The 22,560-nt window shown below is 65.3% G+C and carries 21 protein-coding genes; 1 reads left to right on the forward strand and 20 read right to left on the reverse strand.

Annotation, left to right across the window (positions count from 1 at the left end; genetic code table 11):
- Positions 1 to 19: 19 nt before the first annotated feature.
- Both G3N95_RS33490 and G3N95_RS33495 read right to left on the reverse strand, forming a co-directional pair.
- Entirely contained in the window at positions 20 to 2,899 is a 2,880-nt protein-coding gene (locus G3N95_RS33490; RefSeq protein WP_205974384.1) for a type VI secretion system Vgr family protein, read from the reverse strand.
- A 272-nt stretch (positions 2,900 to 3,171) separates the two neighbouring features.
- Complete coding sequence (locus tag G3N95_RS33495) at positions 3,172 to 4,419, reverse strand: NAD(P)/FAD-dependent oxidoreductase (protein ID WP_205974385.1); 1,248 nt, start codon at positions 4,417 to 4,419, stop codon at positions 3,172 to 3,174.
- A gap of 120 nt (positions 4,420 to 4,539) precedes the next feature.
- On the opposite strand from G3N95_RS33495, the gene G3N95_RS33500 reads away from it, so the two are divergent.
- Positions 4,540 to 5,292: a class I SAM-dependent methyltransferase gene (locus tag G3N95_RS33500; RefSeq protein WP_205974386.1), complete on the forward strand. Its 753-nt coding sequence runs from the start codon at positions 4,540 to 4,542 to the stop codon at positions 5,290 to 5,292.
- Between the two features lie 45 nt (positions 5,293 to 5,337).
- On the opposite strand, the gene G3N95_RS33505 is transcribed toward G3N95_RS33500, so the two are convergent.
- From G3N95_RS33505 to G3N95_RS33590, 18 genes are read right to left on the reverse strand one after another with little or no spacing between them, the layout of a single operon-like run.
- Complete coding sequence (locus G3N95_RS33505) at positions 5,338 to 5,769, reverse strand: excinuclease ABC subunit A (protein WP_205974387.1); 432 nt, start codon at positions 5,767 to 5,769, stop codon at positions 5,338 to 5,340.
- A 27-nt stretch (positions 5,770 to 5,796) separates the two neighbouring features.
- Positions 5,797 to 6,225, reverse strand: a complete 429-nt coding sequence (locus G3N95_RS33510; RefSeq protein ID WP_205974388.1) for a hypothetical protein — start codon at positions 6,223 to 6,225, stop codon at positions 5,797 to 5,799.
- A 43-nt stretch (positions 6,226 to 6,268) separates the two neighbouring features.
- Positions 6,269 to 7,495: a beta-ketoacyl synthase N-terminal-like domain-containing protein gene (locus tag G3N95_RS33515; RefSeq protein WP_205974389.1), complete on the reverse strand. Its 1,227-nt coding sequence runs from the start codon at positions 7,493 to 7,495 to the stop codon at positions 6,269 to 6,271.
- The gene (locus G3N95_RS33520) at positions 7,492 to 8,718 is read right to left on the reverse strand and encodes a beta-ketoacyl-ACP synthase (protein WP_205974390.1); all 1,227 of its coding nucleotides are present in this window, start codon (positions 8,716 to 8,718) and stop codon (positions 7,492 to 7,494) included. The genes G3N95_RS33515 and G3N95_RS33520 overlap by 4 nt, the downstream gene beginning before the upstream one ends.
- Positions 8,718 to 9,443, reverse strand: a complete 726-nt coding sequence (locus G3N95_RS33525) for a 3-ketoacyl-ACP reductase FabG2 (protein WP_205974391.1) — start codon at positions 9,441 to 9,443, stop codon at positions 8,718 to 8,720. The genes G3N95_RS33520 and G3N95_RS33525 overlap by 1 nt, the downstream gene beginning before the upstream one ends.
- Positions 9,440 to 9,922, reverse strand: coding sequence for a hotdog family protein (locus G3N95_RS33530; protein WP_205974392.1), 483 nt, complete (start codon positions 9,920 to 9,922; stop codon positions 9,440 to 9,442). Before G3N95_RS33530 ends, G3N95_RS33525 begins: the two co-directional genes overlap by 4 nt.
- Positions 9,923 to 9,955: 33 nt before the next feature.
- Positions 9,956 to 11,137, reverse strand: a complete 1,182-nt coding sequence (locus tag G3N95_RS33535; protein ID WP_205974393.1) for a beta-ketoacyl-[acyl-carrier-protein] synthase family protein — start codon at positions 11,135 to 11,137, stop codon at positions 9,956 to 9,958.
- Positions 11,134 to 13,551 carry an MMPL family transporter gene (locus G3N95_RS33540; protein ID WP_205974444.1) on the reverse strand — a complete coding sequence of 806 codons (2,418 nt, stop codon included), beginning with the start codon at positions 13,549 to 13,551 and terminating at the stop codon, positions 11,134 to 11,136. Before G3N95_RS33540 ends, G3N95_RS33535 begins: the two co-directional genes overlap by 4 nt.
- Positions 13,551 to 14,219 carry an outer membrane lipoprotein carrier protein LolA gene (locus tag G3N95_RS33545; RefSeq protein ID WP_205974394.1) on the reverse strand — a complete coding sequence of 223 codons (669 nt, stop codon included), beginning with the start codon at positions 14,217 to 14,219 and terminating at the stop codon, positions 13,551 to 13,553. The genes G3N95_RS33540 and G3N95_RS33545 overlap by 1 nt, the downstream gene beginning before the upstream one ends.
- Complete coding sequence (locus G3N95_RS33550) at positions 14,207 to 14,644, reverse strand: thioesterase family protein (RefSeq protein WP_205974395.1); 438 nt, start codon at positions 14,642 to 14,644, stop codon at positions 14,207 to 14,209. The genes G3N95_RS33545 and G3N95_RS33550 overlap by 13 nt, the downstream gene beginning before the upstream one ends.
- On the reverse strand, positions 14,637 to 16,232 hold the full coding sequence (locus G3N95_RS33555) for an aromatic amino acid ammonia-lyase (RefSeq protein ID WP_205974396.1): 1,596 nt from the start codon (positions 16,230 to 16,232) through the stop codon (positions 14,637 to 14,639). The genes G3N95_RS33550 and G3N95_RS33555 overlap by 8 nt, the downstream gene beginning before the upstream one ends.
- Entirely contained in the window at positions 16,219 to 17,997 is a 1,779-nt protein-coding gene (locus G3N95_RS33560) for a glycosyltransferase family 2 protein (protein ID WP_205974397.1), read from the reverse strand. The genes G3N95_RS33555 and G3N95_RS33560 overlap by 14 nt, the downstream gene beginning before the upstream one ends.
- Positions 17,994 to 19,682, reverse strand: a complete 1,689-nt coding sequence (locus G3N95_RS33565; protein WP_205974398.1) for an AMP-binding protein — start codon at positions 19,680 to 19,682, stop codon at positions 17,994 to 17,996. Before G3N95_RS33565 ends, G3N95_RS33560 begins: the two co-directional genes overlap by 4 nt.
- The gene (locus tag G3N95_RS33570) at positions 19,679 to 20,383 is read right to left on the reverse strand and encodes a hypothetical protein (RefSeq protein WP_205974399.1); all 705 of its coding nucleotides are present in this window, start codon (positions 20,381 to 20,383) and stop codon (positions 19,679 to 19,681) included. Before G3N95_RS33570 ends, G3N95_RS33565 begins: the two co-directional genes overlap by 4 nt.
- Positions 20,383 to 20,634, reverse strand: a complete 252-nt coding sequence (locus tag G3N95_RS33575; protein ID WP_028369852.1) for an acyl carrier protein — start codon at positions 20,632 to 20,634, stop codon at positions 20,383 to 20,385. The genes G3N95_RS33570 and G3N95_RS33575 overlap by 1 nt, the downstream gene beginning before the upstream one ends.
- 2 nt (positions 20,635 to 20,636) lie before the next feature.
- A complete protein-coding gene (locus tag G3N95_RS33580; RefSeq protein ID WP_012400100.1) occupies positions 20,637 to 20,936 on the reverse strand; it encodes a phosphopantetheine-binding protein in 300 nt (99 codons plus the stop codon).
- Entirely contained in the window at positions 20,917 to 21,711 is a 795-nt protein-coding gene (locus tag G3N95_RS33585) for a lysophospholipid acyltransferase family protein (protein WP_205974400.1), read from the reverse strand. The genes G3N95_RS33580 and G3N95_RS33585 overlap by 20 nt, the downstream gene beginning before the upstream one ends.
- Positions 21,695 to 22,399, reverse strand: a complete 705-nt coding sequence (locus G3N95_RS33590) for a beta-ketoacyl synthase chain length factor (protein WP_205974401.1) — start codon at positions 22,397 to 22,399, stop codon at positions 21,695 to 21,697. The genes G3N95_RS33585 and G3N95_RS33590 overlap by 17 nt, the downstream gene beginning before the upstream one ends.
- Between the last annotated feature and the right edge of the window lie 161 nt (positions 22,400 to 22,560).

The raw sequence follows: 22,560 nt of genomic DNA on the forward strand, positions 1-22,560 counted from the left end.
GGCTCGTGTGAGGCCTACATCAGGCTTCGCCCCGGCTCGTCTGAGCAAGGACACTGGATGAAAGGAGTGCCGTCAGGTCCGCTTGCGTGAGGAACTGCGCGGCCGTCATATCGACGGGATAGGGGTTGTCGTCTTCGGCCAGTTCCGCCGCTTCGGGGGCATCGTCCACCTGCGCGGCTTGCACGGGATGGGCGTCCCAGTTGTCGGAACCGACCTTCAGCGTGAGCGAATCGGACGCCTCTAGCATCGTGCGCGGCAGACGGCCGTCGCTGGCGATCTGCCCCGACTGCACCACCGTGCCGCTGCCGTCGACGATGCTGAACGGCTTGCCGACCCAGCCGATATCCTGCGCGAGCTGGTCCGAACCGTAAGTCGCAAAACGCAGACTTTGCATGCCCGTCAGCGCGCCCTGCGGCAACGCAGGAAGCGCATAGTCGTTGCTCACGGGACCGGCGAACGCGTGCTGCGCGCCCTTGATGTCGATGTTGCCCGGCGCGTGGATTTCGATGTTGCCGCCCTTGATGCGGATATACGCGCCGCCCGAGGTCAGCAACACCTCCTGCTGCGCGGCGGCCTCGATCGTGTCGGTCGCCGAGATCACTTTCACGCTCTTTTGCGCGGTCAGTTCGATGTTGTCGGAATGCGCGCGAATCTCGATCTTTCCCTTTGCCGCGAACAGCTTCATGCCTGCGTTCTGCACGAACAGGCTGATGCGTTCCGTGACGCCCGCGAGCAGCGACTTGCCCGTCGCAATGTGCACGCTCTGCCCCGCGACGAGGTTCACATGCCGGTCCGCGCTGACCTGCGTGGAAGCCTGCGTCGACAACGCGATGCCCGACGGACTGCCGAACAGCATCACCGGCTTGTCGAACGCATTCGCGCTGCCCGTGCCGCCGCCCGCCGTCAGGCCGCCGCCCGCCGCACCCGTGACGCTGGATTGCGTCGCATCGCTGAAGGCCTTCAGCGCATCGTGCCCATCGTTCAGGCTTTCGGCCTGGTGCGTCTGACTCGCCTGCGACATCGCATCGATCACGCTTTGCGCATTCACCAGTTGCGTGTGCGAGTCGGAGACATCGAGCGGTTGACTCGTCGCGGCTTTCGCATAGGTCGACACGTACAAGCCGCGGCCCGCGCGCACCGCGCCCCATGCGTCCGACTTGAGATCGAAACCCGAGCCCAGATACGCGCCGCGTGTGTTGCCGTTCTGTTCGATCAGATAGCCGAGATGCAGCAGCGAATTGGCGCTGCTGCTGTAGAGTTGCGCGCGGCTCTGCCCGGTGGCGTCGTCCATCACGAAGTGGTTGTAGCCGCTGCCCTGATACTCTTTCGAGCGATAGCCCGACAGCAATCCATTCGAGTGCCACTGCGGACGCTTCGCGCCGTTGTACACGCGGCCCGTGACGATCGGCCGGTCGCAATCGCCGTCTACCCAGTCGACGATCACCTCTTCGCCGACGCGCGGCACGTGCACGCTGCCATAGCCGCTGCCCGTATCGGAGAACGCGACGCGCATCCAGCAGGAAGACTGCGGGCCGTCTTCGGCGCGGCGATCCCAGTGCATGCGTACCTTGATGCGGTTCAGCTCGTCGGTGTAGACCTCTTCGTTTTCCGGTCCGACGACGATCGCCGTCTGCAGCGACATCGCAGGCTTGTGGTGTTCGAGCGGGCTGCGAAAAGGCACCGCGCGCCGCTGCGCTTCGATTTCGACCAGTACGAAGCCGACGCTGCCGTCCGCATGCTCGATGTCCGGAAGGCCCGCCGCGCGTAGTTGCGCCTTCGCCTCCGCGAGACGCGACGCGAGGCTATGCGGGAACGGCTGCGCCGACACGCTGACGGGCAGGTTGTTCTCGATGTACCACGCAACGTCGATCACCGCGAACTTCCGTTCAGCGCGATCGCCGCCACCGTGCTCCGGATGTCCATCGAGCTCGAACCAGTGCCCGACTTCCGCGCGGCGCAGCGCGCCCACGCCATGAAAGCGCTTGGCGCGCGACTCCCACTCTTCCATGCGCAGCGTCGACAACTGATCGCCGCGCGTCTGCTCGCCGTAGGTGTAGGCGCCCGTGTATTCGTAGACCTCGGCCTGGGCCGGCAGCGTGCCCTGGCCCGGATGCGTCGGAACCGACGTGCCCTGCGGATTGAACGCCGACGAGGGCCGCTTGTAGTCGAACGTGCGCGTCGTCAGCGTCGTGCTTTGCAGCGTCCGCGAACCGCTCCATTGCACGAGCGCGTCGGTTTCGCTGTTCGTGCCCGCGCGATAAAAATTCACGGCGGAAGGTTCGAGCGTGTCGAGCGAGCCGATATCGTCGGTCACGATCAATGTATGCGATTTACCGTCTTTCGCCTGCTCGAAATAAGTAAACAGACCTTCGCTTTCCATCAACCGGTGACAGAAATTCCAGTCGTCCTCATATTGGAGACAGAAAGAACGCATCGGCAAAGCTTTTGACAACGCGAACCGAAACGCGCCGCGTGCCTGCGGATGCTCGTTAAAGACGTCAGTGAGAATTTCGTCCGCGGGTTTGTCCTGCCAGATTCGCGCATCTTTTCTGAAGCGCAGAAAATGCAGCCATGAAGCAAAACCGATCTGATAGCTCGTCAAACCGCTATCGGAACCCAGCCGGCGGGCAGTATGCACATAGCCATGATGCGGCAGATAGCTCTTGTCGGCTTGCTGGAGCCACAGCGTGACAGGCTGGGCAATGAGCTTTTTCAGTTCGACGCCGGCAGACAGCGAAATTGCGTCAACCGTGAACTCGTATTGACGGCCAAGCCGTGCGTGACCAATCGCCCTTTGTGCCAATAACGTTTCATCGCATGAGGGCGTGTCGAGTTTTAGCAAGCGATCTTGCTGTGACAAGCCGCCGTTTAATGCACTGATTATGTCTTGTGCCCCCATACCGCCCCGTTATGCTCTGAATACGCAATCGCGCTTGCGCGCAATGGTACAGAGAAATAACCAGAGTCCGCAATCGCCTCATTAAGACGAAATGTTAATTCTTCTTTTAAATTTTTTAATGCATGGCAATGCAATCGGCATAGCGGAAAATAATTCACCATTGCAATGCGGTTGGGTTATTTCTACATCCGCGGCATTGCGCGGCTTTTAAAGCGGAGCATGGCAAGCGGCGCGTCATGGACGCCGCTCGCCGCACATGACGCGCTCTCGCGTCAATGCTGCATACCGATTACTTCATGCAGCGAGTTCAACCGCCGAACGGGATCGGCGACATAAGGATTCGTCTCGTCCCACGCATAGCCCGCCAGCACGGCGCTGATCATGCGCCGGATCAGCGGCGTCTGATGCGGGTAGAAGATGATGTCCTGCAATTCACCCGTGTACCACCGCTCGACGAACGCGCGGAACGTGTCGATGCCCTTGCGCAGCGGAATGTCGTACGCCGACTGCCAGTCGACGGTTTCGCCGTTCAACTGGCGCGCCAGTGTCTGCACGGCCAGATGCGCGGACCGCAGCGCGATCGTCACACCCGACGAGAACACGGGGTCGAGAAACTCGCCCGCGTTGCCGAGCAATGCGTACCCAGGCCCATGCAGCCGCTCGACATTCGCCGAATAGCCGCCGATATGCCGCACGGGCATCAGGAACGGCGCATGGCCGATCAGTCGATTCAGCGTCGGCTCGCTCTGGATCAGCGCACGCAGCTTCGCTTCTCGCTCGGCTTCAGGCACATCGAGGAACGCAGCTTCCGCCACGCAACCTACCGACGAGCGCCCGTTCGCGAGCGGAATCATCCAGTACCACACGTCGCGATGCTCGGGATGCACGGCCACCGTAATCTTGCTGCGATCGTGTGCTTCGACGGGAATACCGTCGCGCACGTGCGTGAAAATCGCGGCGCGGGTCGGCATGCGCGTCGGCGCTTCGAGATTCAGCAGACGCGGCAGCACGCGTCCAAAGCCGCTTGCGTCGAGCACGAAGCGCGCATGTACCTGGTAGGCGTTGCCCGCTTCGTCGACGACGTCGAGCACGGGCTCGTCACCCGTTTTCATCGCGAGCACCGTGTGGCCGAAGCGCACGTCGGCGCCCTGCTCCGCCGCGCAGCGGATCAGCAGGTCATCGAAGACGGCACGCTCGACCTGATACGTCGTGCCCCAACCCGTCGAATGCTTGTCGCGGAAGTCGTACGCACACGCCTGGTCGCGATACACGAAATGCGCGCCGTTCTTGTACTGGAAGCCCGCTTCGACGACGGCCTGCAGCATGCCCGCTTCTTCGAGGTAAGCCATGCTCTGCGGCAACAGGCTCTCGCCGATCGAAAAGCGCGGAAAGTGCTGGCGCTCCAGCACGAGCACCGACCGCCCCGCCTTGCGCAGCAGCGCCGCAGCGACGGCGCCCGACGGTCCTGCTCCGATGATGGCCACATCCACCGCTGCGTTCATCGACGAATCCATATTCATTGAATTTCCTTCAAATAGCGTATTGCGCGCGCAACGCTTTGCATCCTTACCAGCGATTACAATGTCGCACAACCATTCCAATCAAAGACCACCCAGCACCATCACCGTCCGGGGAATAACGTGCAGTCCACCGAAACAGCCAGCGTATCGAGCGGCGTGCCCTTCGTACCGGAGACGTCGTTCGGCGTCTGGTTCCTCCGTACTCACACGTGGGAACACCACGTGCTGCGCGTCGCGATCAACGACCTCAAACGCCTGATCGACACGCCGATTCCCACGTCGCCCGTGATCGTCGATGTCGGTTGCGGCCAGGGCATTTCATTCCGGCTGCTCGCGCAAACGTTCAAACCAGAACGCATCGTCGGCATCGACTTTCACGAGCCGTCGCTCGAACTGGCGATGAACGCCGCGCGCGCCTGCCGCGATCATGCCGACACGCGCGCGACCAGCATCGACGTGCTGCATGGCGACTGCGCCAGCCTGCCGCTGCCCGATGCCAGCGCCGACATCGTGTTCTGCCACCAGACGTTTCATCATCTCGTCGAGCAGGAACGCGCGCTCGCTGAGTTCCGTCGTGTGCTGAAGCCGGGCGGCGTGCTGCTGTTCGCCGAATCGACGGATGCGTACATCAAGTCGTGGGTGATCCGCCTGCTCTTTCGTCATCCGATGCAGGTGCAGAAGAGCGCGGACGGCTATCTCGACATGATCCGTCACGGCGGCTTCGCCTTCGGTGCGCACAACGTGTCGCTGCCGTACCTGTGGTGGAGCCGCGCAAAAGACTTCGGCCTGCTGGAGCGCCTCGGCATCTACACGCCGAAGGTCGGCAAGCGCCGCGAAACCCTCGTTAACGTCGCGGCCGTCAAGACGGACTGACACGACAGGCGGCAACCGCGCACGCGCGATGCCGCCTCTTCAGCCTTACTTCTTCAGCGTCACCACTTCGCCCTTCAACGCGACACCAGCAATCACCGCACCCGCCCCACAGGTGAACTCCGTCGCGCTCTCGCGCACTTCGTTCTTGTAGTTGCTCTTGATGTTGATGACGGCATTGCCGCCTTCCTTGCGCGCGCGCTCCTGAAGCTCGATCACGGCCGACAGGAACACGTGCTGGCACGCCGTCTCGTCGCTCTTGCCGAATGCGTTGGTCTTCTTGTTCGTCGCGAACTCGCCGAAGTTCTTCACGACGCCGGGATGTTTCTGACCCGCGAAATACAGCGGAATATCGTCGCCGACTTTACCCGGCTCGCTCGTCAGCGCTTCGGCGACGGGATAGTTGGCGACGGTGTCGCGCGCGAACGCGTGCGAGGCGAGACATGCGACGACAGCTGCACAGATCAGGTGACGCTTCATGGTTATTACCCTCGTGGTTGGATATTCTTATTGCGTTTCCAGCTTGACGACGTCGCCGCGCACGGCGAGTGTCGATCCGTTCAGGCTTGCGCCGCACGTGAACTCGGTCGACGAAGCCGATTCGTTGTGTTGAAAGCGTGTCTTGATGCCGATGACGGCATTCGCGTGCTGCGCGCGTGCGTAGTCGCGCAGGTCTTGCAGCGCCTTCGCGAGCGCGTTGTTGCAGTTGGCCTCGGGGCTGACATCGGGCTTGCGCGGCACGCGCGCGGCGAACTCCTTGCTGCCGAACGACTGCTGCACCGACGCATGCGCCTGATCGCCGAAATAAAGCGCCACGTCCTGGCCGCTCTGCGTCTGGACCGAGGCCGGCATCGGCAGCGACTTGATCTTCGTGGTACAGCCCGCCTGCGTCAGCACGACGGCCGCCACCAACCCCATTGCGATTCTGTTCTTCATTCTTCGTATTCCCTTTGTCGTTGTTTATTGTGCGTACTACGTTTCAAACCCTGGCGAACATCAGGCTCGCGCAACTACCCCCGAAACCGAACGACACCGACAACGCGCGATCGATCGTCGCTTCGCGCGTGGCTTGCACCAGCGGCAACTGTTGCGCGAGCGGCTCGATCTGTTCGATGCCCGCCGTCCCCGCGATGAAACCGTCGCGCATCATCAGCAGCGTGTAGATCGCTTCATGTGCGCCGCACGCGCCGAGCGGATGCCCCGTCAGCCCCTTCGTCGACGAAAACGGCGGCACGTCTGCGCCGAACACCGTTTGCAACGCGCGCAGTTCCTCGATGTCGCCGAGCGGCGTCGACGGCGCGTGCGCATTCACGTAATCGGGCATCGCGCCCGCTTCGTCGAGTGCGGCCTGCATCGCGCGCGCGATGCCCGGCGCGTGCGGCGACACCATGCTCGCGCCATCCGTGCCGTGGCCGAACCCCGTCAGCTCTGCGTAGATGCGCGCGCCGCGCGCGAGCGCATGATCGAGCGCTTCGAGCACGAGCACACCGCCGCCCGACGCGATCACGAAGCCGTCGCGCGCCGTATCGTAGGGTCGCGACGCGCGCGCGGGCGTGTCGTTGAAGCGGCGCGACAGCGCATGCATCGCGTCGAACATCAGCGTCATGTTGTCGTGCAGGCACTCGCTGCCGCCTGCGAGAACGATCCGTTGACGTCCCGTTTGAATCAGTTGCATTGCCTGGCCGATCGCGAGCGCCGACGTCGTGCACGCCGACGACGGCGAATACGTGACGCCTTCGATGCCGAACACCTGCGCGACATTCGCGGAGGCCGTGCTGCTCATCGCCTGCGGCACGGTGTACGGCGGCGTTTTCTCGACACCACGCGTGTTCGCAACGGCCATCGCCGCGTCATACGCGGACATCGTGCCGACACCCGAGCCCAGCACCGCACCGACTTCGGGCGAACGCAGCGCGGCGAGATCGAGACCTGCGTCGTCGATGGCCTTGCGCGCCGCATGGCAGGCGAAGCGCGCGGTATCGCCCATGAAGCGTTCCAGCTTGCGGTCAAACGGCGGCTCGCCGTTCACCGACGCCACGCCCGCGACCTGCGTGCCGAAGCCGCGCTCGCGCCACGCGTCGATTCGCGTGATGCCGCTGCGCCCATCGCGCAACGCGGCGCTCACGTCGTCGAGCGTATTGCCGATGCACGACACGATGCCCATGCCCGTGACGACGACGCGTTGCAAGCCTTGCACACGCGTCATCGAACGCGCCTGAAAATCAGCGACGTGTTGATGCCGCCAAACGCGAAGTTGTTGCTCATCACGTATTCGGCATCGATCGCACGTGCTTCGCCTCGAATGTAATCGAGCGGCGCGCAGGCGGGATCGATCTCCGTCAAATTAAGCGTCGGTGCGTACCAGTTGCGCTTCATCATTTCGATCGTCCACCACGCTTCGAGTGCGCCGCATGCGCCGAGCGTATGGCCGACGTAGCTTTTCAGCGACGAGATCGGCATGCGCTCGCCGAAGGTCTGGGCCGTTGCCTGGCTCTCCGCAACGTCGCCGCGATCCGTCGACGTGCCATGCGCATTCACATACGCAATCGCGCTTGCGTCGAGCTTCGCGTCGTCGAGCGCGAGCTGCATCGCGCGCGCCATCGTGTTCGCCGTCGGCTGCGTCATGTGCGCGCCGTCCGAATTGCAGCCGAAGCCGACGATCTCCGCGTGGATCGTCGCGCCGCGCGCCTTCGCGTGCTCGTATTCTTCGAGTACGAGCGTCGCCGCGCCCTCGCCGACCACGAGACCGTCGCGCTTCGCGTCGAACGGACGCGGCGTCAGGTGCGGCTCGTCGTTGCGCGTGCTGGTCGCATAGAGCGTGTCGAACACGGCGACGGCCGGCCCCGACAATTCTTCCGCACCGCCCGCGAGCATCAGCGTCTGCTTGCCCATGGCGATGTTCTCGTACGCGTAGCCGATCGCCTGGCTGCCCGACGCACACGCCGACGAGGTCGGCAAGATACGTCCCTTCAGATCCCAGAACAGGCTCACGTTGACGGCCGTCGTGTGCGGCATCATCTGCACGTAGCTGTTCGACGTGACATCGGCCATCGAGCCCGATTCGAGCATCGTGCCGAATGCGCGGATCGGCTCGACGGAACCCGACGACGAGCCGTATGCGACGCCCATGCGGCCGTCGCTGATCGATTCGTCGCCCGCGAGACCCGCGTCGGCGAGCGCCAGTTCGCTTGCGCGTACCGCGTACATCGATACCGTGCCCATCGAGCGCGTCTTCTTGCGCGGCCAGGCGGCGGGCTGTGCGAATGCAGGCAGCGGCGCAGCGAGGCGCGTATGCAGCGACTCGAAGTAATCCCACTCCGGCATGCGCCGCACCGCGTTGCGGCCCGCCTTCAATGCCGCTTCGATCTCGTCCCAGCGGCTGCCGAGCGCCGTGACGCCCCCCATGCCCGTAATGACGACGCGCTTCATCAGATCATCCCGCCATTGACGCCGATCACCTGGCGCGTCACGTAAGAGGCTGCATCCGACATCAGAAAGCTGACGACTGACGCGACTTCAGCCGGCTGACCGACACGGTTCATCGGCACGGTCTTCAATGCATGTTCGAGCGGCATGTCTTCGAGCATGCCCGTTTCGATCAGCCCCGGCGCCACGCAGTTGACCGTGATGCTGCGCGATGCAAGTTCGACGGCCAGCGCCTTCGTCGCGCCGATCAGCCCCGCTTTCGCCGCGCTGTAGTTGACCTGCCCGCGATTGCCGATCACGCCGGACACCGATGCGATCGTCACGATGCGGCCGCCTTTTTTCGCGCGAACCATCGGCATGGTGAGCGGATGGATCACGTTGTAGAACGCATCGAGGCCCGTTTCGATCACCACGTCCCAGTCTTCGTCGGTGAGCGCGGGGAAGGCCGCGTCGCGCGTCACGCCCGCGCTGCTCACGATGCCGTAGTAAGGGCCATGCGCGGCGACATCCGCTTCGAGCGCGTCGCGGCACGCGGTGCGGTCGCGCACGTCGAACTGCAGCACGCGCGCCGAGCCGCCCTGCGCCGCAATGCCCGCCGTGACGGCTTCGGCTTCCGTGCGACCCGTGCGGCAATGCACGGACACGGCGAAACCGTCGGCAGCGAGCTGATAGGCAATCGCGCGGCCGATGCCGCGGCTCGCGCCCGTTACGAGAACTCGGCGGCTCATGAACTGATACTCCCTTCGATGAACGTCTGAAAATCGCCCGGTTGAAACACCTTGATGACGGCGTCCGCATAACGCGCGCCTTGGTGATCGATCGTGCATTCGTAGGCGCTGTGGCCTTCGTCGCCGCGCAGCACTTCCTGCACGTTGACGCTCAGATGCGCGTCGCGCGCGAATGCGCTCGCGTGCGCCTTGTAGCTGCGCGTGCCGAGCAGCACGCCGGGACGCGCGCGGCCGCCCGCGCGCATGGCCAGCAACGCGATATGCGCGGCGACACCCTGCGCCATCAGCTCGATGCCGATCCACGCGGGCATCGCGCCGCTTTCGTCCGCATACCATGCGTCGCCGCGCACGGCCGTGTAGGCCGTCAGCGTTTCGTCGCCGCATGCGCTCACGCCGTCGAGCAACAGCATCGTGCCGCGATGCGGCAGGATCGTCTCGATGGGCGGAAATACTTCCTTGGTCTCAGGTGTGGCCTTCATGTCGTTATGTTTGTCGCGTCGCGTTCGAACCGTTCAGCGCGCCAGTATCAGGCTGACGTTGCTGCCGCCGAACGCGAACGAATTGCTCATCACGTATTGCGTGCCGCCGCGTGGAATGCGCCGCTCGTTCTGCACGAGATCGAGCATGGGCAACGCCGGGTCCGCCTCGCCGTCCCACTGATGACGCGGCATCGGCACGTCGTCGCGCGCGAGCGTGAGCCACGCGAAGCCCAGTTCCGTCGCGCCCGCCGCGCCGAGCTGATGCCCCGTGAGCGGCTTCGTGCCGCTGACGGGCACGCCGTCCGCGAACACGCGCGACATCAGATGCGCTTCCATGTCGTCGTTCTTGCGCGTGGCCGTTGCGTGCAGATTCACATACGCAATCGCCGGCGGTTCGACGCCCGCATCCCTGAGCGCCTCGCGCAGCGCCAGTTCGCCGCCGACACCTTGCGGGTCCGGTGCCGACACATGATGCGCGTCGCTCGATTCGCCCGCGCCCGCCAGCCGCACCGCCCCTTCTTCGCGCGTCATCAGGAACACGGCGGCGCCTTCGCCGACGTTGATGCCGTTGCGGTTGCGGCTCATCGGATTGGTGCGCGTGACGCTCGTCGATTCGAGTGACGCGAAGCCCTGCACCGTCAGCTCGCACAGCGTATCCACACCGCCGACGACCATCGCGTCGCACAGTCCAAGCTGTAGTAAACGGCGCGCCGACACGAAGGCTTTAGCGCTCGACGTGCAAGCCGTCGACACCGTGAACGCCGGCCCCTGCACATTCAGCGCAGCGGCCGCGAACGGCGCAGCCGTGCCGATCTCCATCTGCCGGTAGTTGAAGTCTTCGGGTAGCTGGCCCGCCTGCGCCTGATGCACGAACGCGACTTCGGCCGCGTCGATGCCCGATGTGCTCGTGCCGAGCACGATGCCGATGCGGTGCGAACCATAACGCTCGCGCGCCGCCTCGAGCTCCGGACGGATCTGTTCGAGCGCGGCGAGCAGCATGCGATTGTTGCGGCAATCGAAGCGCTTGAGCGCGGCGGGCGGCGCGATGTCGAGCGGCGTCGCGACGCGGCCCACATACGCATCGCCGATACCCGTATGCATCAGTCCCATGCCGGGCGAATGCGCGGCGCCGAGCGCGGGCACGATCGAAGCGACGTCGCCGCCGAGCGCGTTGACCATGCCGAGCGCATGCAGATAAACGGGTGGCAAGGTCATACGACTCTCCTTCTTTCCGGCGGCATGCCGATCGGCGCGAGCAGCACCGACACGAGAATACCGAGCGCCAGCGTGGCGCCGAAACTCTTCAGGGCGGGCATTGCGCTTAAGGCCAGCATGCCGAACGACAGCAATGTGGTCGCCGCGGACAGCAGCACGCCCGTCCAGACCGCGCCGAGATCGGCGTGATCGCGCAGGCAGCCTTCGCGCAGGAATACCGCATAGTTTGCGCCGACGCCGAGCACGAGCATGAGCGCGAGGCAGTTGAACAGATTCAGCGGCACGCGTGCATAGCCGAACGCGGCGAGCGTCACGCCGATCGCGAGCAGCACGGGCAGCGTCGTCACGATGCCGCCGCGCGGCGTGTAGCGCACCATCAGCAGAATCAGCACGAGCAGCAGCGCGCCCGCGAGCCAGATGCCGCTATCGATGCGATACGCGCCGAACAGCTTCGACACGCTCGCGGCCTTGTCGACGAATACGACGCCTTCGAGCGAACGCGCGGTGTCGATCAGCGCCGTCACGTTTTGCGGCGTCACACGCTGCGGAATCACGATGGCCGCGTAGCCATGCCCGCCGCGTGCATCGACCTCGCCGAGCCACAGATGACGATACGGCTGCGACCACGGCGTGGCGAGCCAGCGTTCGACCGTCAGCGGCGCGGCGTTCGACTTCGCGTAGGAAGCAAGCCACGCATCGGCGACTTCATCGCGAAAGCCCGCTTGCAGCAGCATCGAGCGAAGCGCGGCGGGATCGTTGAACACATGTTGCGCGAGGGTCGCGCGCGCATCGGCCTGACGTCGCGCCGACGGCACGAACTGCGTCACCGATTGCCAGCCGTTCACCGATTGCGCGCCGCTCAACACATCGAGCTTCGCGCCGAGCGCTTCCGCACGCTGCAACACGACTTCCTGCGACGCACCGCGCACGACGAAGAACTGCGCGGTGTTGTCGACACCGATCGCATTGCGCACCTGATCTTCCTGCGCAACCAACGCAGGGTCGCGCTGGATCAGCAGATGGATATCGTCGTCGCTGGCGAGGCGCAGCCAGCCCGGAATCGCGATCAGCACCAGCACACCCGCGACGATCCATGCACGTCTCCCGCCGATCGTCGCGTGCCAGCGCGCGAGCAACGTCGCGGCGCGCAGGAAGAGACGCCGTTGCGCGCGCTTCGGCCCCTTCACGAGCAGCACGGGCAGCAGCCACAGCACGGACGCGAACGCGGTGCAAATGCCGACGATCGCGAAGCACGCGATCTGCTTGAGCGCCGGGAACGGCACCCACGCGAGGATCGCGTAGCCGAGCAGGCTCGTCGCAAGCGCCACGCTCAGCGCGGCACGCACCGAGCGCGCGCCCTGCCGTGCGTTCCAGCCGCCGCGTTGCCCAGGCCCTGCGCCGAGATAAACAACGAAGTATTGAATCGAATAATCGACGGCCTCGCCGATCAGACTCGCGCCGAACACCAGCGTCAGCAGATGCAGCTTGCCGAACACGAGCATCGTCGCGGCCAGCGCGCACACGATGCCGAGCGCCGTCGACACGAAGCCGAACAGCAGCAGGCGCGGCGAGCGGAACACCCACAGCATCAGCAACGCAATGCCGCAGGCGGACGCGACGCCGATCAGGTGCACTTCGCGCTCCGATGCGCTGCGCGCCGATTCCGCATAGAACACGGCGCCCGTGCGCGCGACGCTCGCATCGGGCCACGCCGTCTTCAGCTGATCCTGCGCCGCTGCAACGACCGACAGCACCGCGCGCTGTGTTTGCGTTTCATACGCGGAGCCCGGCAGCGTCGTGACGACGAGCACGCTCGTCGTGTCGCCGCGATGCGCGACCAGCATGTTGTCTTCGAGATCGAGATTCGACGTGGCGAGCGGCAGCGCCGACAGCCAATGTTCCAGCCAGCCGAACGGATCGTCGGCGAGTTGCGTCGCGAGCGGGCCGCGCACCGGATTGTAGAGGCGCTGCATCAGTGCATCGCGCAGCGATGCGGTGTTGGTCGCGAGCGCGTCTCGGTCATCGCGCGTCAGCAGATTGAAGCGATACGGCATGTACAGCGCGCCGATCTGCGACATGTCGAACGGCGGCAACTCCGCCGTCACCGATGCGAACGCCCCGCTCTTCTGCAAGGCGGCGCCGAACTGCTTCGCCGCCGCCTTCGCATGATCGGCGTTCCTGCTCGTCACAAGAAACACCGTGCGATCGCCGAGCGCGTTGGCAAGCGTATCGACGGCTTTCTCCGCGACGGGATCGGCTTCCGTCGCGGGCAACAGCGCGAGCAGGTTCGTCTCCAGCGGAGACGGCCCGATGAAGCGCCAGGCGCAGTACAGCGAAGCGACGAGCGCGAGCACGAGCCATGCGGCCCGCATGCTCCACAACTGCGTCTTCGTCCACTGTCGCGCCATCAGCATCATTGTGCTCCTAGCAGCGAGCGCTCGCCGGGCGCCAGATCGGTGATCGCCTCGCTCTTCGCGAAGTCGATCTGCGTGACGTCGCCGTTCGCGAGCGTGATGCGCAGCGTCTGCAGGAATTCGCCGCCCGTCATCTGCAGGCCTTTGATCGATTGCGCGAGCTGCGGCTGGTTCGGCTTCAGGTCGAGCCTCCATTGCGACGGCGTGCCCTGCGCGTCGACGTCGAACTGCGAATACAGCGCGGACAGATCGCCGCCGAGCATCGCGCGCATCATCTTCGAAACCTGCGCGACGCCGCGCACGCCCTGCGCGCTCTTCGTATTGATGCGCTTGCCGTTCGCGTCGACTTCGCTCACGCCGGCATCGCCGATCACGTAGGTGGCCTTGTACGGCGTATCCACGCGCCAGATCACGCCGCGCTCGCGGAAGAACACGAGCGTGCCCGTGCTGACGAGCGGCTGCTTCATCGCGGAGAGCGTCTGCGTCTGCGTGAACTGCGCGCGCACGCCTTTGGCTTGTGCGAGTCGCGCCGCAACCTGCGACACGAGCGCCGCATTGCCGTTCTGCGCCTGCGCTTGCGTGGCTGCCTGCACGGCGCCGAACGGACTCCCGCTTGCAGCGACGAGCAGCGCCGCAGTCAACGCAGCGCGAAGATTCAACGTGCCCATGCGCGCTCCAGCTTCTCGAACACGACGGGCGGTGACACGAACTGCGTTTCCTGGGTGGCGGCTTCGATCGCGACCTGGATCGTGTAGCCCTTCGTCAGCCGCGTGCCCGTCGCGCAATCGACGATTTCATAGCCTATTTTCAGGCGGTTTTCGAATTCGAGCAGCTCGGTGCGCACGTCGATCTGCTGGCCATACGTCGCGGGCCGCACGTACTTGAGATGCGCCTCGACGATCGGCCATAGATAACCCGAGGCCTGCATCTCGCGATAGTCGTAATCGAAGGCACGCAACAGCGCCGCGCGGCCGATCTCGAAGTACTTCAGATAGTGGCCGTGCCAGCAGACGTTCATCGCGTCGACATCATGAAACGGCACTTCGACGATCGCACTTGCCTTCAGTGTCTTGTGCGGATGGCGTTCATTCATGCTGCGCGCCTCCTTCGATCAATGCGCAATCGGCGATGCGCGCCGTCAACGCACGCAGATCGCTTTCGAGCGCGCGGTCTTCGTCGACGAACGGCGACAGCGCCGCGACGCTGTCCGCGAACGCGCGCAGCGGCGCGGGCACGAGCGTCGCTTCGTTGAGACGCACACGCAGTTTCAGCGCCTGCACGGCGGCTAGCGTGTGCGCGGCAGCGACCTGCTCCGTCAGTTCGAGCACGCGCAGGCAGTCGCGCGCGGCGATCGTGCCCATGCTGACCTTGTCCTGATTGTGCGCTTCCGTCGAACGCGAGAACACGCTCGCGGGCATCGTGTGCTTCAGCGCTTCCGCCGTCCATGCCGACGACGAAATCTGCACTGCCTTGAAGCCGTGATTGATCGGCGCACGCGCCGAGGTCGCGCCCGTCAGATTGCGCGGCAAACCGTTGTTGAACTTGTCGTCGACGATCAGCGCGAGTTGCCGGTCCATCAGATCGGCGAGATTGGCGACGGCCGTCTTCAACGCGTCCATCGCGAACGCGATATGGCCGCCGTAGAAGTTGCCGCCATGCAGCACGCGCTCGCCATCGGGATCGATCAGCGGATTGTCGTTCGCGCTATTGAGTTCGTTCTCGACGTCGCGTCGCACCCACGACAGCGCATCGACTGCCACGCCGATCACATGCGGCGCGCAGCGGATCGAATAACGATCCTGCAACCGGTGGCCCGGCGTATCGTCGCGGCCCGCGAGGTCCGCGCGGATCCATGCAGCGGCATCGGCCTGGCCCGCGTGCGGCTTCGCTTCGAAAATCATCGCGTCGAAGTGCGCTGCGCGGCCGTCGAGCGCGACCGTCGACAGCGCCGTCAAACGCGCCGCCAGACGCGCGAGATGTTCGGCGCGCGCGAACGCGAGACAGGCAAGCCCTGTCATCACGGCCGTACCGTTCATCAACGCGAGACCTTCCTTCGGCGCGAGCGTCAACGGCGCGTGGCCGAGTTGTGCCCACACGCCGGCGGCATCGCGCAGCGTGCCGTCGAACATCACGTCGCGTTCGCCGACGAGCGCGGCGGCCACATACGACAGCGGCGTCAGATCGCCGCTCGCGCCTACCGAACCTTCGGACGGAATGCGCGGCAGCACGCGATGATTGACGAGATCGGCGAGCCGTTCGAGCAGCACCGGGCGCACGCCGGAAAAGCCATACGCGAGCGAGTTCAGGCGCGCGGCGATCACCGCGAGCGTTTGTGCGTCGTCGAGATACGCGCCCATCCCGCAGCCGTGATAGCGCGTGAGCTGCAGCGGCAGCGCTTCGACGAGTTCCATCGGCACGTCGACCACGCACGCGTCGCCATAACCCGTGTTCACGCCGTACACCGTTTCGCCTGCGGCGAGATGACGGCGCAGAAAATCCGCGCCGCGCTGGATGCGCGAACGCCATGCGGGATCGCCGCTCAGCGCGACCTGCGCGCGTCCCTTTGCAATCGCGACGACCTCTTCGATCGACAGCTTGCGCCCGCCGATCGTCACCTTGCGTGACGCGGCAGCGCGTGCAGCATGCGTGTGTGCATCGTCGATCAGATCATGTTCCGACATTCGCGTCTCCGTTCGGGATTGCACCCGTTATCGCTTTTCGGGGACGCGCCCAGAAATCGAAAAAATTGAACCATTGATACGGTGCCTTGCGGCAATAGTGTTCGAGCCGTGACGCATAGCGCTGCGCCCATGCCGCAATATGCTGCGCGCGTTCGCGGCGCGGCAGGTCGATGCGCTCGGCGAACGGCTCGAAGTACAGCCTGTAGCGCTCGCGCTTGCGCTCATCGCGCTCTTTCAGGCAGAAGAACAGATACACCGGGCAGCCAAGCGCATGCGCGAGCACATACGGTCCCTGCGCAAACGGCGCGGTCGCGCCGAGGAATTGCGCTTCCGTCGTGCGGCCCGATTCGCGCGCGGGCACACGGTCGCCGACGATCACCAGCAGTTCGCCTGCATCGATGCGCTCCTGCATCATCATCGACGTCTCGGGTCCGAAGTCGCTCACCTGCACGAGCCGCTTCGCAAAGTCGCTGCTCGCCGTCGACAGCACGCTGTTGAAGCGCTTCGCGTGCTCGGTATAGACGATGGCCGTGACCTTCGCGTGGCCGCCGTGCGCAGCAAGTGCGCGCGTCATTTCGAGGTTGCCCAGGTGCGCGCCGATCACGAGCGCGCCCCGGCCGCTGGTGACGAGCGCTTCGAACGCGGCGGAATCGTCGAAGACCACGTCGTCAGAATCGATGCGGCCGGACCATGCGGCCAGTTTGTCGAGTCCGGATTGCGCGAACGCGAGCATCTGCCGGTATGCGGAGCGCCAACCGGGACGTGGCGTGCGCTCGCCTGGCGCGGCCTGTTCGAGATGCGTGAAGTAGGCGCGCGACGCGGCGCGTGCATCGCGGCCCGTCAACAGAAAATACGCGACCACGGGATGCAGCCACAGCGCGGTGAAGCGCATGCCGAACAGCTTGCAACTGAGCGCGAGCAGCGTCATGCCGAGGCGGCTGCCGCGTTCGGCGACACGCCACCACTTTGCGCCATCGGCGTTCGAACCCGACGCTGCCGACTTACGCGGCATGACCTTGTGCGCGAGCAGCATCGGCAGACGCAGCAGCATCCCGCAGACGAGCCGCGTATGGCTCGCGCTGATGCGCACGTTGTCCCACAGCACGTCGAAGTGCGACACGCCATCCGTCGCATAGACGACGCGCGTCGGAATCGCGCGGAACGCAAGACGCCGCCAGTACAGGCGCACGAGAATCTCGATGTCGAAGTCCATGCGCGTCGGCAGTTGAACGCTGTCGATCAGCGCGCAGGCGGCATCGAGCGGATAGAGGCGGAAGCCGCACATCGAATCGCGGATCGTGAACGACAGCGTTTCGATCCACACCCACACGTGCGTCAGATAGCGGCCATAGAGGCGCGACTTCGGCACGCTCTCGTCATAGACGGGACGGCCGAGGATCACGGCGGCCGGCTCGGCGCGCGCGGCATCGAGGAAGAGCGGCACGTCGCTCGCGTCATGCTGGCCGTCGGCATCGATCTGCAACGCATGCGTGTAGCCGGCGCGCTTCGCTGCACGCAAGCCCGCCATCACGGCCGCGCCCTTACCGCCGTTGACGGGCAGACGCAGCAGCGTCATCTGCTCGCGATACTGGCAGGCGAGCTTCGCGAGCACGGCTTGCGTCGCCTCGTCGCTGCCGTCGTCGACGACGAAGATGGGCAGTTTGTGGACGAGAAGACGCTCGACGGTGCCGCCGATCGCATCCTTGTGGTTGTAGATCGGAATGACGACGCACGGCGCAAAAGCCACCTCGGCTACTTCGCTCATGCGCGCTCCCGGTACACGATCACGCCCGACGAACTGTCGCGACCATCGACGCGATACGCGAACTGCACGCGCCGCCGCGCGGCATCGTGCGACAGCTTCAGGTCGAGCACGGCGCCCGGCATCACGGGTGCCGTGAACTTCAGGCGATCGACGGATTCGATTTCACGTACACCCGTCACGTGTTCGGCGGCGAGACGGATCGCCCAGTCGAGCTGCACGACGCCGGGCAGGATCGGCAAGCCTGGAAAGTGGCCTTCGAAATGCACGAGCGAAGGCGGCACGCGCAGTTCGTAATGCAGGTCGTCGCCATTGCGCGTTTCGGACAGCACTTCGAAGCCTTCGCTGCGCGGCTCGAATGCGGCAGCGACGGCCGCGACGGGCAGCTTGCCGCGCGGATCGAACGGCAACGCAATGCGAAAGCGCCAATGACGCGGCAGCACGACCACGTCGAAATACGCGGCGAGGTGGCGGCGCAGCGTCTTCGCCAGCGCGACGCGCCCTTCGCTGCGCAGCGCTTCGCTGCCGGCTTCGTTGAGCGCGACGACGGCGCCCACGCGCTCGCGTGAGGCGCCAGCCAGCTTCACCACGGCCGCCTGCGCGACATACGGATGCAGCGCGAGACGCGCTTCGACCTCGGGCAGCGACACACGCTTGCCGTCGAGCTTGATCACGCGATCCAGACGTCCCAGCAGACGGAAGCGGCCTTCGTCGTCGAACGCGATGGCGTCGTCGGTGCGATGCCAGTCGTCGTGACCCAGATGCGCCGAGCGCACGTTCAACGCGCCGTCCTCGCCGCGCCGTACGTCGACGCCGTTGACGGGACGCCACGCCGACGTGTCGTTCTGACGGCGCCACGCGATGCCGCCCGTTTCGGTACTGCCGTAAATCTCGATCGGCGCGGCGCCGAACGCGGCCGCGTATTCAGCGGCGGCTTCGGCGGAGAGCGGGCCGCCCGATGAAAAGAAGGCGCGCGGCACGGGCGCGAGCGCCGCGAAGCCGGGCAATGCGGGCCAGCGCGACAGTTGCGCGGGCGACGACACGACCACCGTCGCGCCGCACTGGCCGATGCGCGCCTGCACATGCTGCGGTTCGATGCAGACGGCCCGGTCGAACGCGCGCCCTGCCGCGAGCGGCCACATCACGCGAAACAGCAGCCCGTAAATGTGGTGATGCGGGACGCTCGCGAGCATCGTCGCATCGCCGACGAGTTCGCCCCACTCGCGTTCGAGCGTATGCACTTCGGCGTCGAACTGCGCGAGCGTCTTGTGGATCGGCTTCGGCGTGCCGCTGCTGCCCGACGTGTAGAGCGTGAGCGGCGCGTTCGGATCGATATGAAGCGGCAGCGCCGACGGCGGTTGCGTTGCCGCATGCGCGCGAATGTCGGCGTCGGTGAGCACGGCGTCGTACGCATCGGCGAGATCGGCGAGATAGCCGGGCGTCGAGTTCGCCGGAATCACGGGCGTCTTGCCGCACGCGAAGAGCGCGAACAACGCGCACGCGAAGTCGAACGGATCGTCGATGCACAACGCGTAGCGACGCGCGCCGGTTTCGCGCAACTGGCATGCGATCGCGAAGACGCGCGCGCGGAACGCGGCGAACTCGATCGTGCTATCGGATTCGTCGTCGCGGCAGACGGGCACGTGTGCGGCGCGCGCGCACGACAGCAGTTCGTGCAGCGCGATCATGCCGCCTCCGAGCGCCGGGCGCGCGGCAGGATCACGAGATAGCGCCATGCGATTTCACCCACCAGCAGCACGCCGACGAGCCCATACGCAATCGCGCCGTTATACAGCGACCACGCCTCGCGCGGCCAGTACAGCGCGGTATAGAGAGAGAACACGCCATTGGCGAGGAAGAACGCACACCAGATCTGCGTCACGCGGCGCGTGTGGCGGATCGCGGGCTCGCTCAGATTGGGCGTGCCGATGCGCGCGAATTTTTCGATCATCGTCGGGCCGCGCACGAGCGTCGCGCCGAACGCGATCAGCAAACCGAGATTCACCAGCGACGGATAGATGCGCAGCAACAGTTCGCTGTTCGTCCACACGATGGCGGCCGACGCGACGCTCAGCATGAACGCGACGCCCCAGTCGATGCGCGTGAGCCTGCGCAGCGACGCGCCGAACGCGCCCGTTCCCGCGCAGCGCTGCAGCCACAGCAGCGCGAACAGCAGACAGCCGACGAAGCGCGGCTGGTCCCAGAACCACGCGCACAGAATGACGGCGGGATACGCGAGCTTCGCGAGCACGCCGAGCGCGAAACCGGCCCCGCCGCGCGAGCGCTCGCCGCCGTTCACAGACTGTGACCCGGCCGGCGGCGTTTCCGCTGCGTGCGGCGTCTGCGTGTCGTCCGAAGCGCCGTGCGCGTGCGAACGTGGCGCGTGCATCAGCCCTGCGCCGCGAGCAGCGATTCGACAGCGACGATCACGTCGCCGACCGTGCGCACCGACTTGAACTCCTCCGGCTTGATCCGGCGGCCCGTCATCTCCTGCAGCTTGATCGCGAGATCGACGGCGTCGATGCTGTCCAGATCGAGCTCTTCGAACAGGTGCGCTTCGGGCGTCACGCGTTCGGGCTCGATCGCGAAGTTTTCTTTGAAGATGGCGCGGATGCGCTCAAGGATCTCGGTGTCGGTCACGGTCATTCCCCTTTCTTTGTGGTGTCGCCCGATTCATGCGCAAGCTCGCGCTGGCTCGCCACCAGCGCCGCAAGCGTATTGATCGAGCGGAAGTGCTCTCGCGTGCGTTCATCGTTCGCCGCGATCGTCAATTGATAGTGTTTGCGCAGCACGATGCCGATTTCGAGCGCGTCGATCGAATCGAGACCGACGCCGTCGGTATCGAAGAGCGGCGCGTCGTCGTCGATGTCGGCGGGCGTCAGGTCTTCCAGATCGAGCGCTTCGATCAGAAGCTGTTTGATTTCAAGCTTTAAAGAATCCATAGTCGAACAGGTGCTGGGTGATGTGTGCTTCGATGGCGCTCGTCACCGTGCGGGCAGCCAGCGCGGGCGGTTCGTCGTGCGTCGCGAATGCGTCCGTGCCGAGCGGGTCGAGCACGTTGACGCGCATGCGGAACGCACGCTCGGGCACGTTGTACCAGCGCATGCCCTTCGTGAAGGCGGGCGGATCGCAGTCCATCAGGACGGGCAGAATCGGCGCGCCGGACTTGAGCGCCATGTGCGCGAAACCGCGCGAAAACGCATGCATCCGGTTGCGCGCCGGGCTGCGCGTGCCTTCCGGAAAAATGATCATCGTGTAGCCGCGCGCGAGTTGCCGCGCGCCCGCCTCGACGAGTTCGAGGGGATCGGCGTTGCTCACGTACTCGGCCGCGCGCACGACGCCCCAGAAAAACGGATTGCCCCAGTGCGCGCTCTTGACGACGCAGCACGCGCGCGGGGTCAGCGACAGCAGCACCATCACGTCGAGCCAGGTCGGGTGATTCGCGACGACGATGGCCGGGTCGCTGGCCTTGCGACGCAGCGCCGCGACACCGTGCGCATCGAGTTCCATCACGCCGACCCAGCGCAGCACCGCGACGAGCGCGCGGAAGAACGCGTGAATGATCGCGGTGATCGCCAGCTGTTTCGACGCGCGATGCGGCCACAGCCAGGCAATCGGAAACAGGATCAGCGAAAAGCCGAGCCCGCAGATGCCGAATGCGGTGAACGCGAGCGCCGTCGCGATGAGACGCCAGTGGTAGTCAAGCCACGCCTTCATCCCAGCTCCATTCCCAGACGGCGTACTCGCTGCGCCACTGCGCGGCCGTACGCGTGTCGAGGCAGTGATGCACAGCCTGACTCTGCGTTGCAAAGAGAGTGCCCGCGGGATCCGCCGGCGCGTTTTCCGCTGTCGCGGCCGCGCGCGAGCAGGTCAGCCGCCCCGCCGGCGCGTCGTCGAGCAGGATCGCGAGCGCGCCGCCCTGCACTTCTTCTTCGATCGTTCCGTAGGCGGGATCGGCCGGTTCATCGGCATAGACGAGCAAAACGGGGGTCGAAGTGTCGGTCGCGTATTGCGCGTGCGCTTCGAGCAGCGCATAACCGAGCGTTTCGGCGCCCGCCGACAGCGCGCTCGCAGCCGAACGGTCGCCGCGCGAAATGCCGAACACGCCCGTCATCGCGTTGAGCACGGAAAGACTGAAGGAAGTCGGCGACACCGGCTCACCGGCGCTGATGTTGCGCAGGATGTCCGTGGTGCGGCGCAGCTCGCCGTGGCGCGACGCGAACACGATCCGGACGCTGGGTTTGTCGGCGGCGCAGTCGTGCGCGACTTTCAGCGCAATGCGCGACAGCGTGCTGAGACGACGCCGCACCATCGGCTCGATAAAGCCAACGTCGGGGGCGGCGGCTGCGACGGCGGGCCACGAAGACCAGCGAGCAACCGGAATTGTCCAGTGCAGATCGGGCATATCGGTGTTCGCGCGTGAAGGCTGCTGGCGCCAGAGGCGCGCCTGCCGTCGACAGCACGTGAAGCGCGCTACCCGGGCGGGGCGCGACGCCAGTTTGATGAGTCCACTTTTCTTTTAAGGAGTCACCAAAATAACGGCACGCAGCGGTGATTATTTAGGGG

The organism is Paraburkholderia sp. Tr-20389 (assembly GCF_017104565.1).
In the GTDB taxonomy this organism is placed as follows: domain Bacteria; phylum Pseudomonadota; class Gammaproteobacteria; order Burkholderiales; family Burkholderiaceae; genus Paraburkholderia.

Coding starts and splice junctions, on each gene's coding strand:
- G3N95_RS33490 (WP_205974384.1), bottom strand. CDS start 2,899: ATGGGGGCACAAGACATAATCAGTGCATTAAACGGCGGCTTGTCACAG.
- G3N95_RS33495 (WP_205974385.1), bottom strand. CDS start 4,419: ATGAATATGGATTCGTCGATGAACGCAGCGGTGGATGTGGCCATCATC.
- G3N95_RS33505 (WP_205974387.1), bottom strand. CDS start 5,769: ATGAAGCGTCACCTGATCTGTGCAGCTGTCGTCGCATGTCTCGCCTCG.
- G3N95_RS33510 (WP_205974388.1), bottom strand. CDS start 6,225: ATGAAGAACAGAATCGCAATGGGGTTGGTGGCGGCCGTCGTGCTGACG.
- G3N95_RS33515 (WP_205974389.1), bottom strand. CDS start 7,495: ATGACGCGTGTGCAAGGCTTGCAACGCGTCGTCGTCACGGGCATGGGC.
- G3N95_RS33520 (WP_205974390.1), bottom strand. CDS start 8,718: ATGAAGCGCGTCGTCATTACGGGCATGGGGGGCGTCACGGCGCTCGGC.
- G3N95_RS33525 (WP_205974391.1), bottom strand. CDS start 9,443: ATGAGCCGCCGAGTTCTCGTAACGGGCGCGAGCCGCGGCATCGGCCGC.
- G3N95_RS33530 (WP_205974392.1), bottom strand. CDS start 9,922: ATGAAGGCCACACCTGAGACCAAGGAAGTATTTCCGCCCATCGAGACG.
- G3N95_RS33535 (WP_205974393.1), bottom strand. CDS start 11,137: ATGACCTTGCCACCCGTTTATCTGCATGCGCTCGGCATGGTCAACGCG.
- G3N95_RS33540 (WP_205974444.1), bottom strand. CDS start 13,551: ATGCTGATGGCGCGACAGTGGACGAAGACGCAGTTGTGGAGCATGCGG.
- G3N95_RS33545 (WP_205974394.1), bottom strand. CDS start 14,219: ATGGGCACGTTGAATCTTCGCGCTGCGTTGACTGCGGCGCTGCTCGTC.
- G3N95_RS33550 (WP_205974395.1), bottom strand. CDS start 14,644: ATGAATGAACGCCATCCGCACAAGACACTGAAGGCAAGTGCGATCGTC.
- G3N95_RS33555 (WP_205974396.1), bottom strand. CDS start 16,232: ATGTCGGAACATGATCTGATCGACGATGCACACACGCATGCTGCACGC.
- G3N95_RS33560 (WP_205974397.1), bottom strand. CDS start 17,997: ATGAGCGAAGTAGCCGAGGTGGCTTTTGCGCCGTGCGTCGTCATTCCG.
- G3N95_RS33565 (WP_205974398.1), bottom strand. CDS start 19,682: ATGATCGCGCTGCACGAACTGCTGTCGTGCGCGCGCGCCGCACACGTG.
- G3N95_RS33570 (WP_205974399.1), bottom strand. CDS start 20,383: ATGCACGCGCCACGTTCGCACGCGCACGGCGCTTCGGACGACACGCAG.
- G3N95_RS33580 (WP_012400100.1), bottom strand. CDS start 20,936: ATGGATTCTTTAAAGCTTGAAATCAAACAGCTTCTGATCGAAGCGCTC.
- G3N95_RS33585 (WP_205974400.1), bottom strand. CDS start 21,711: ATGAAGGCGTGGCTTGACTACCACTGGCGTCTCATCGCGACGGCGCTC.
- G3N95_RS33590 (WP_205974401.1), bottom strand. CDS start 22,399: ATGCCCGATCTGCACTGGACAATTCCGGTTGCTCGCTGGTCTTCGTGG.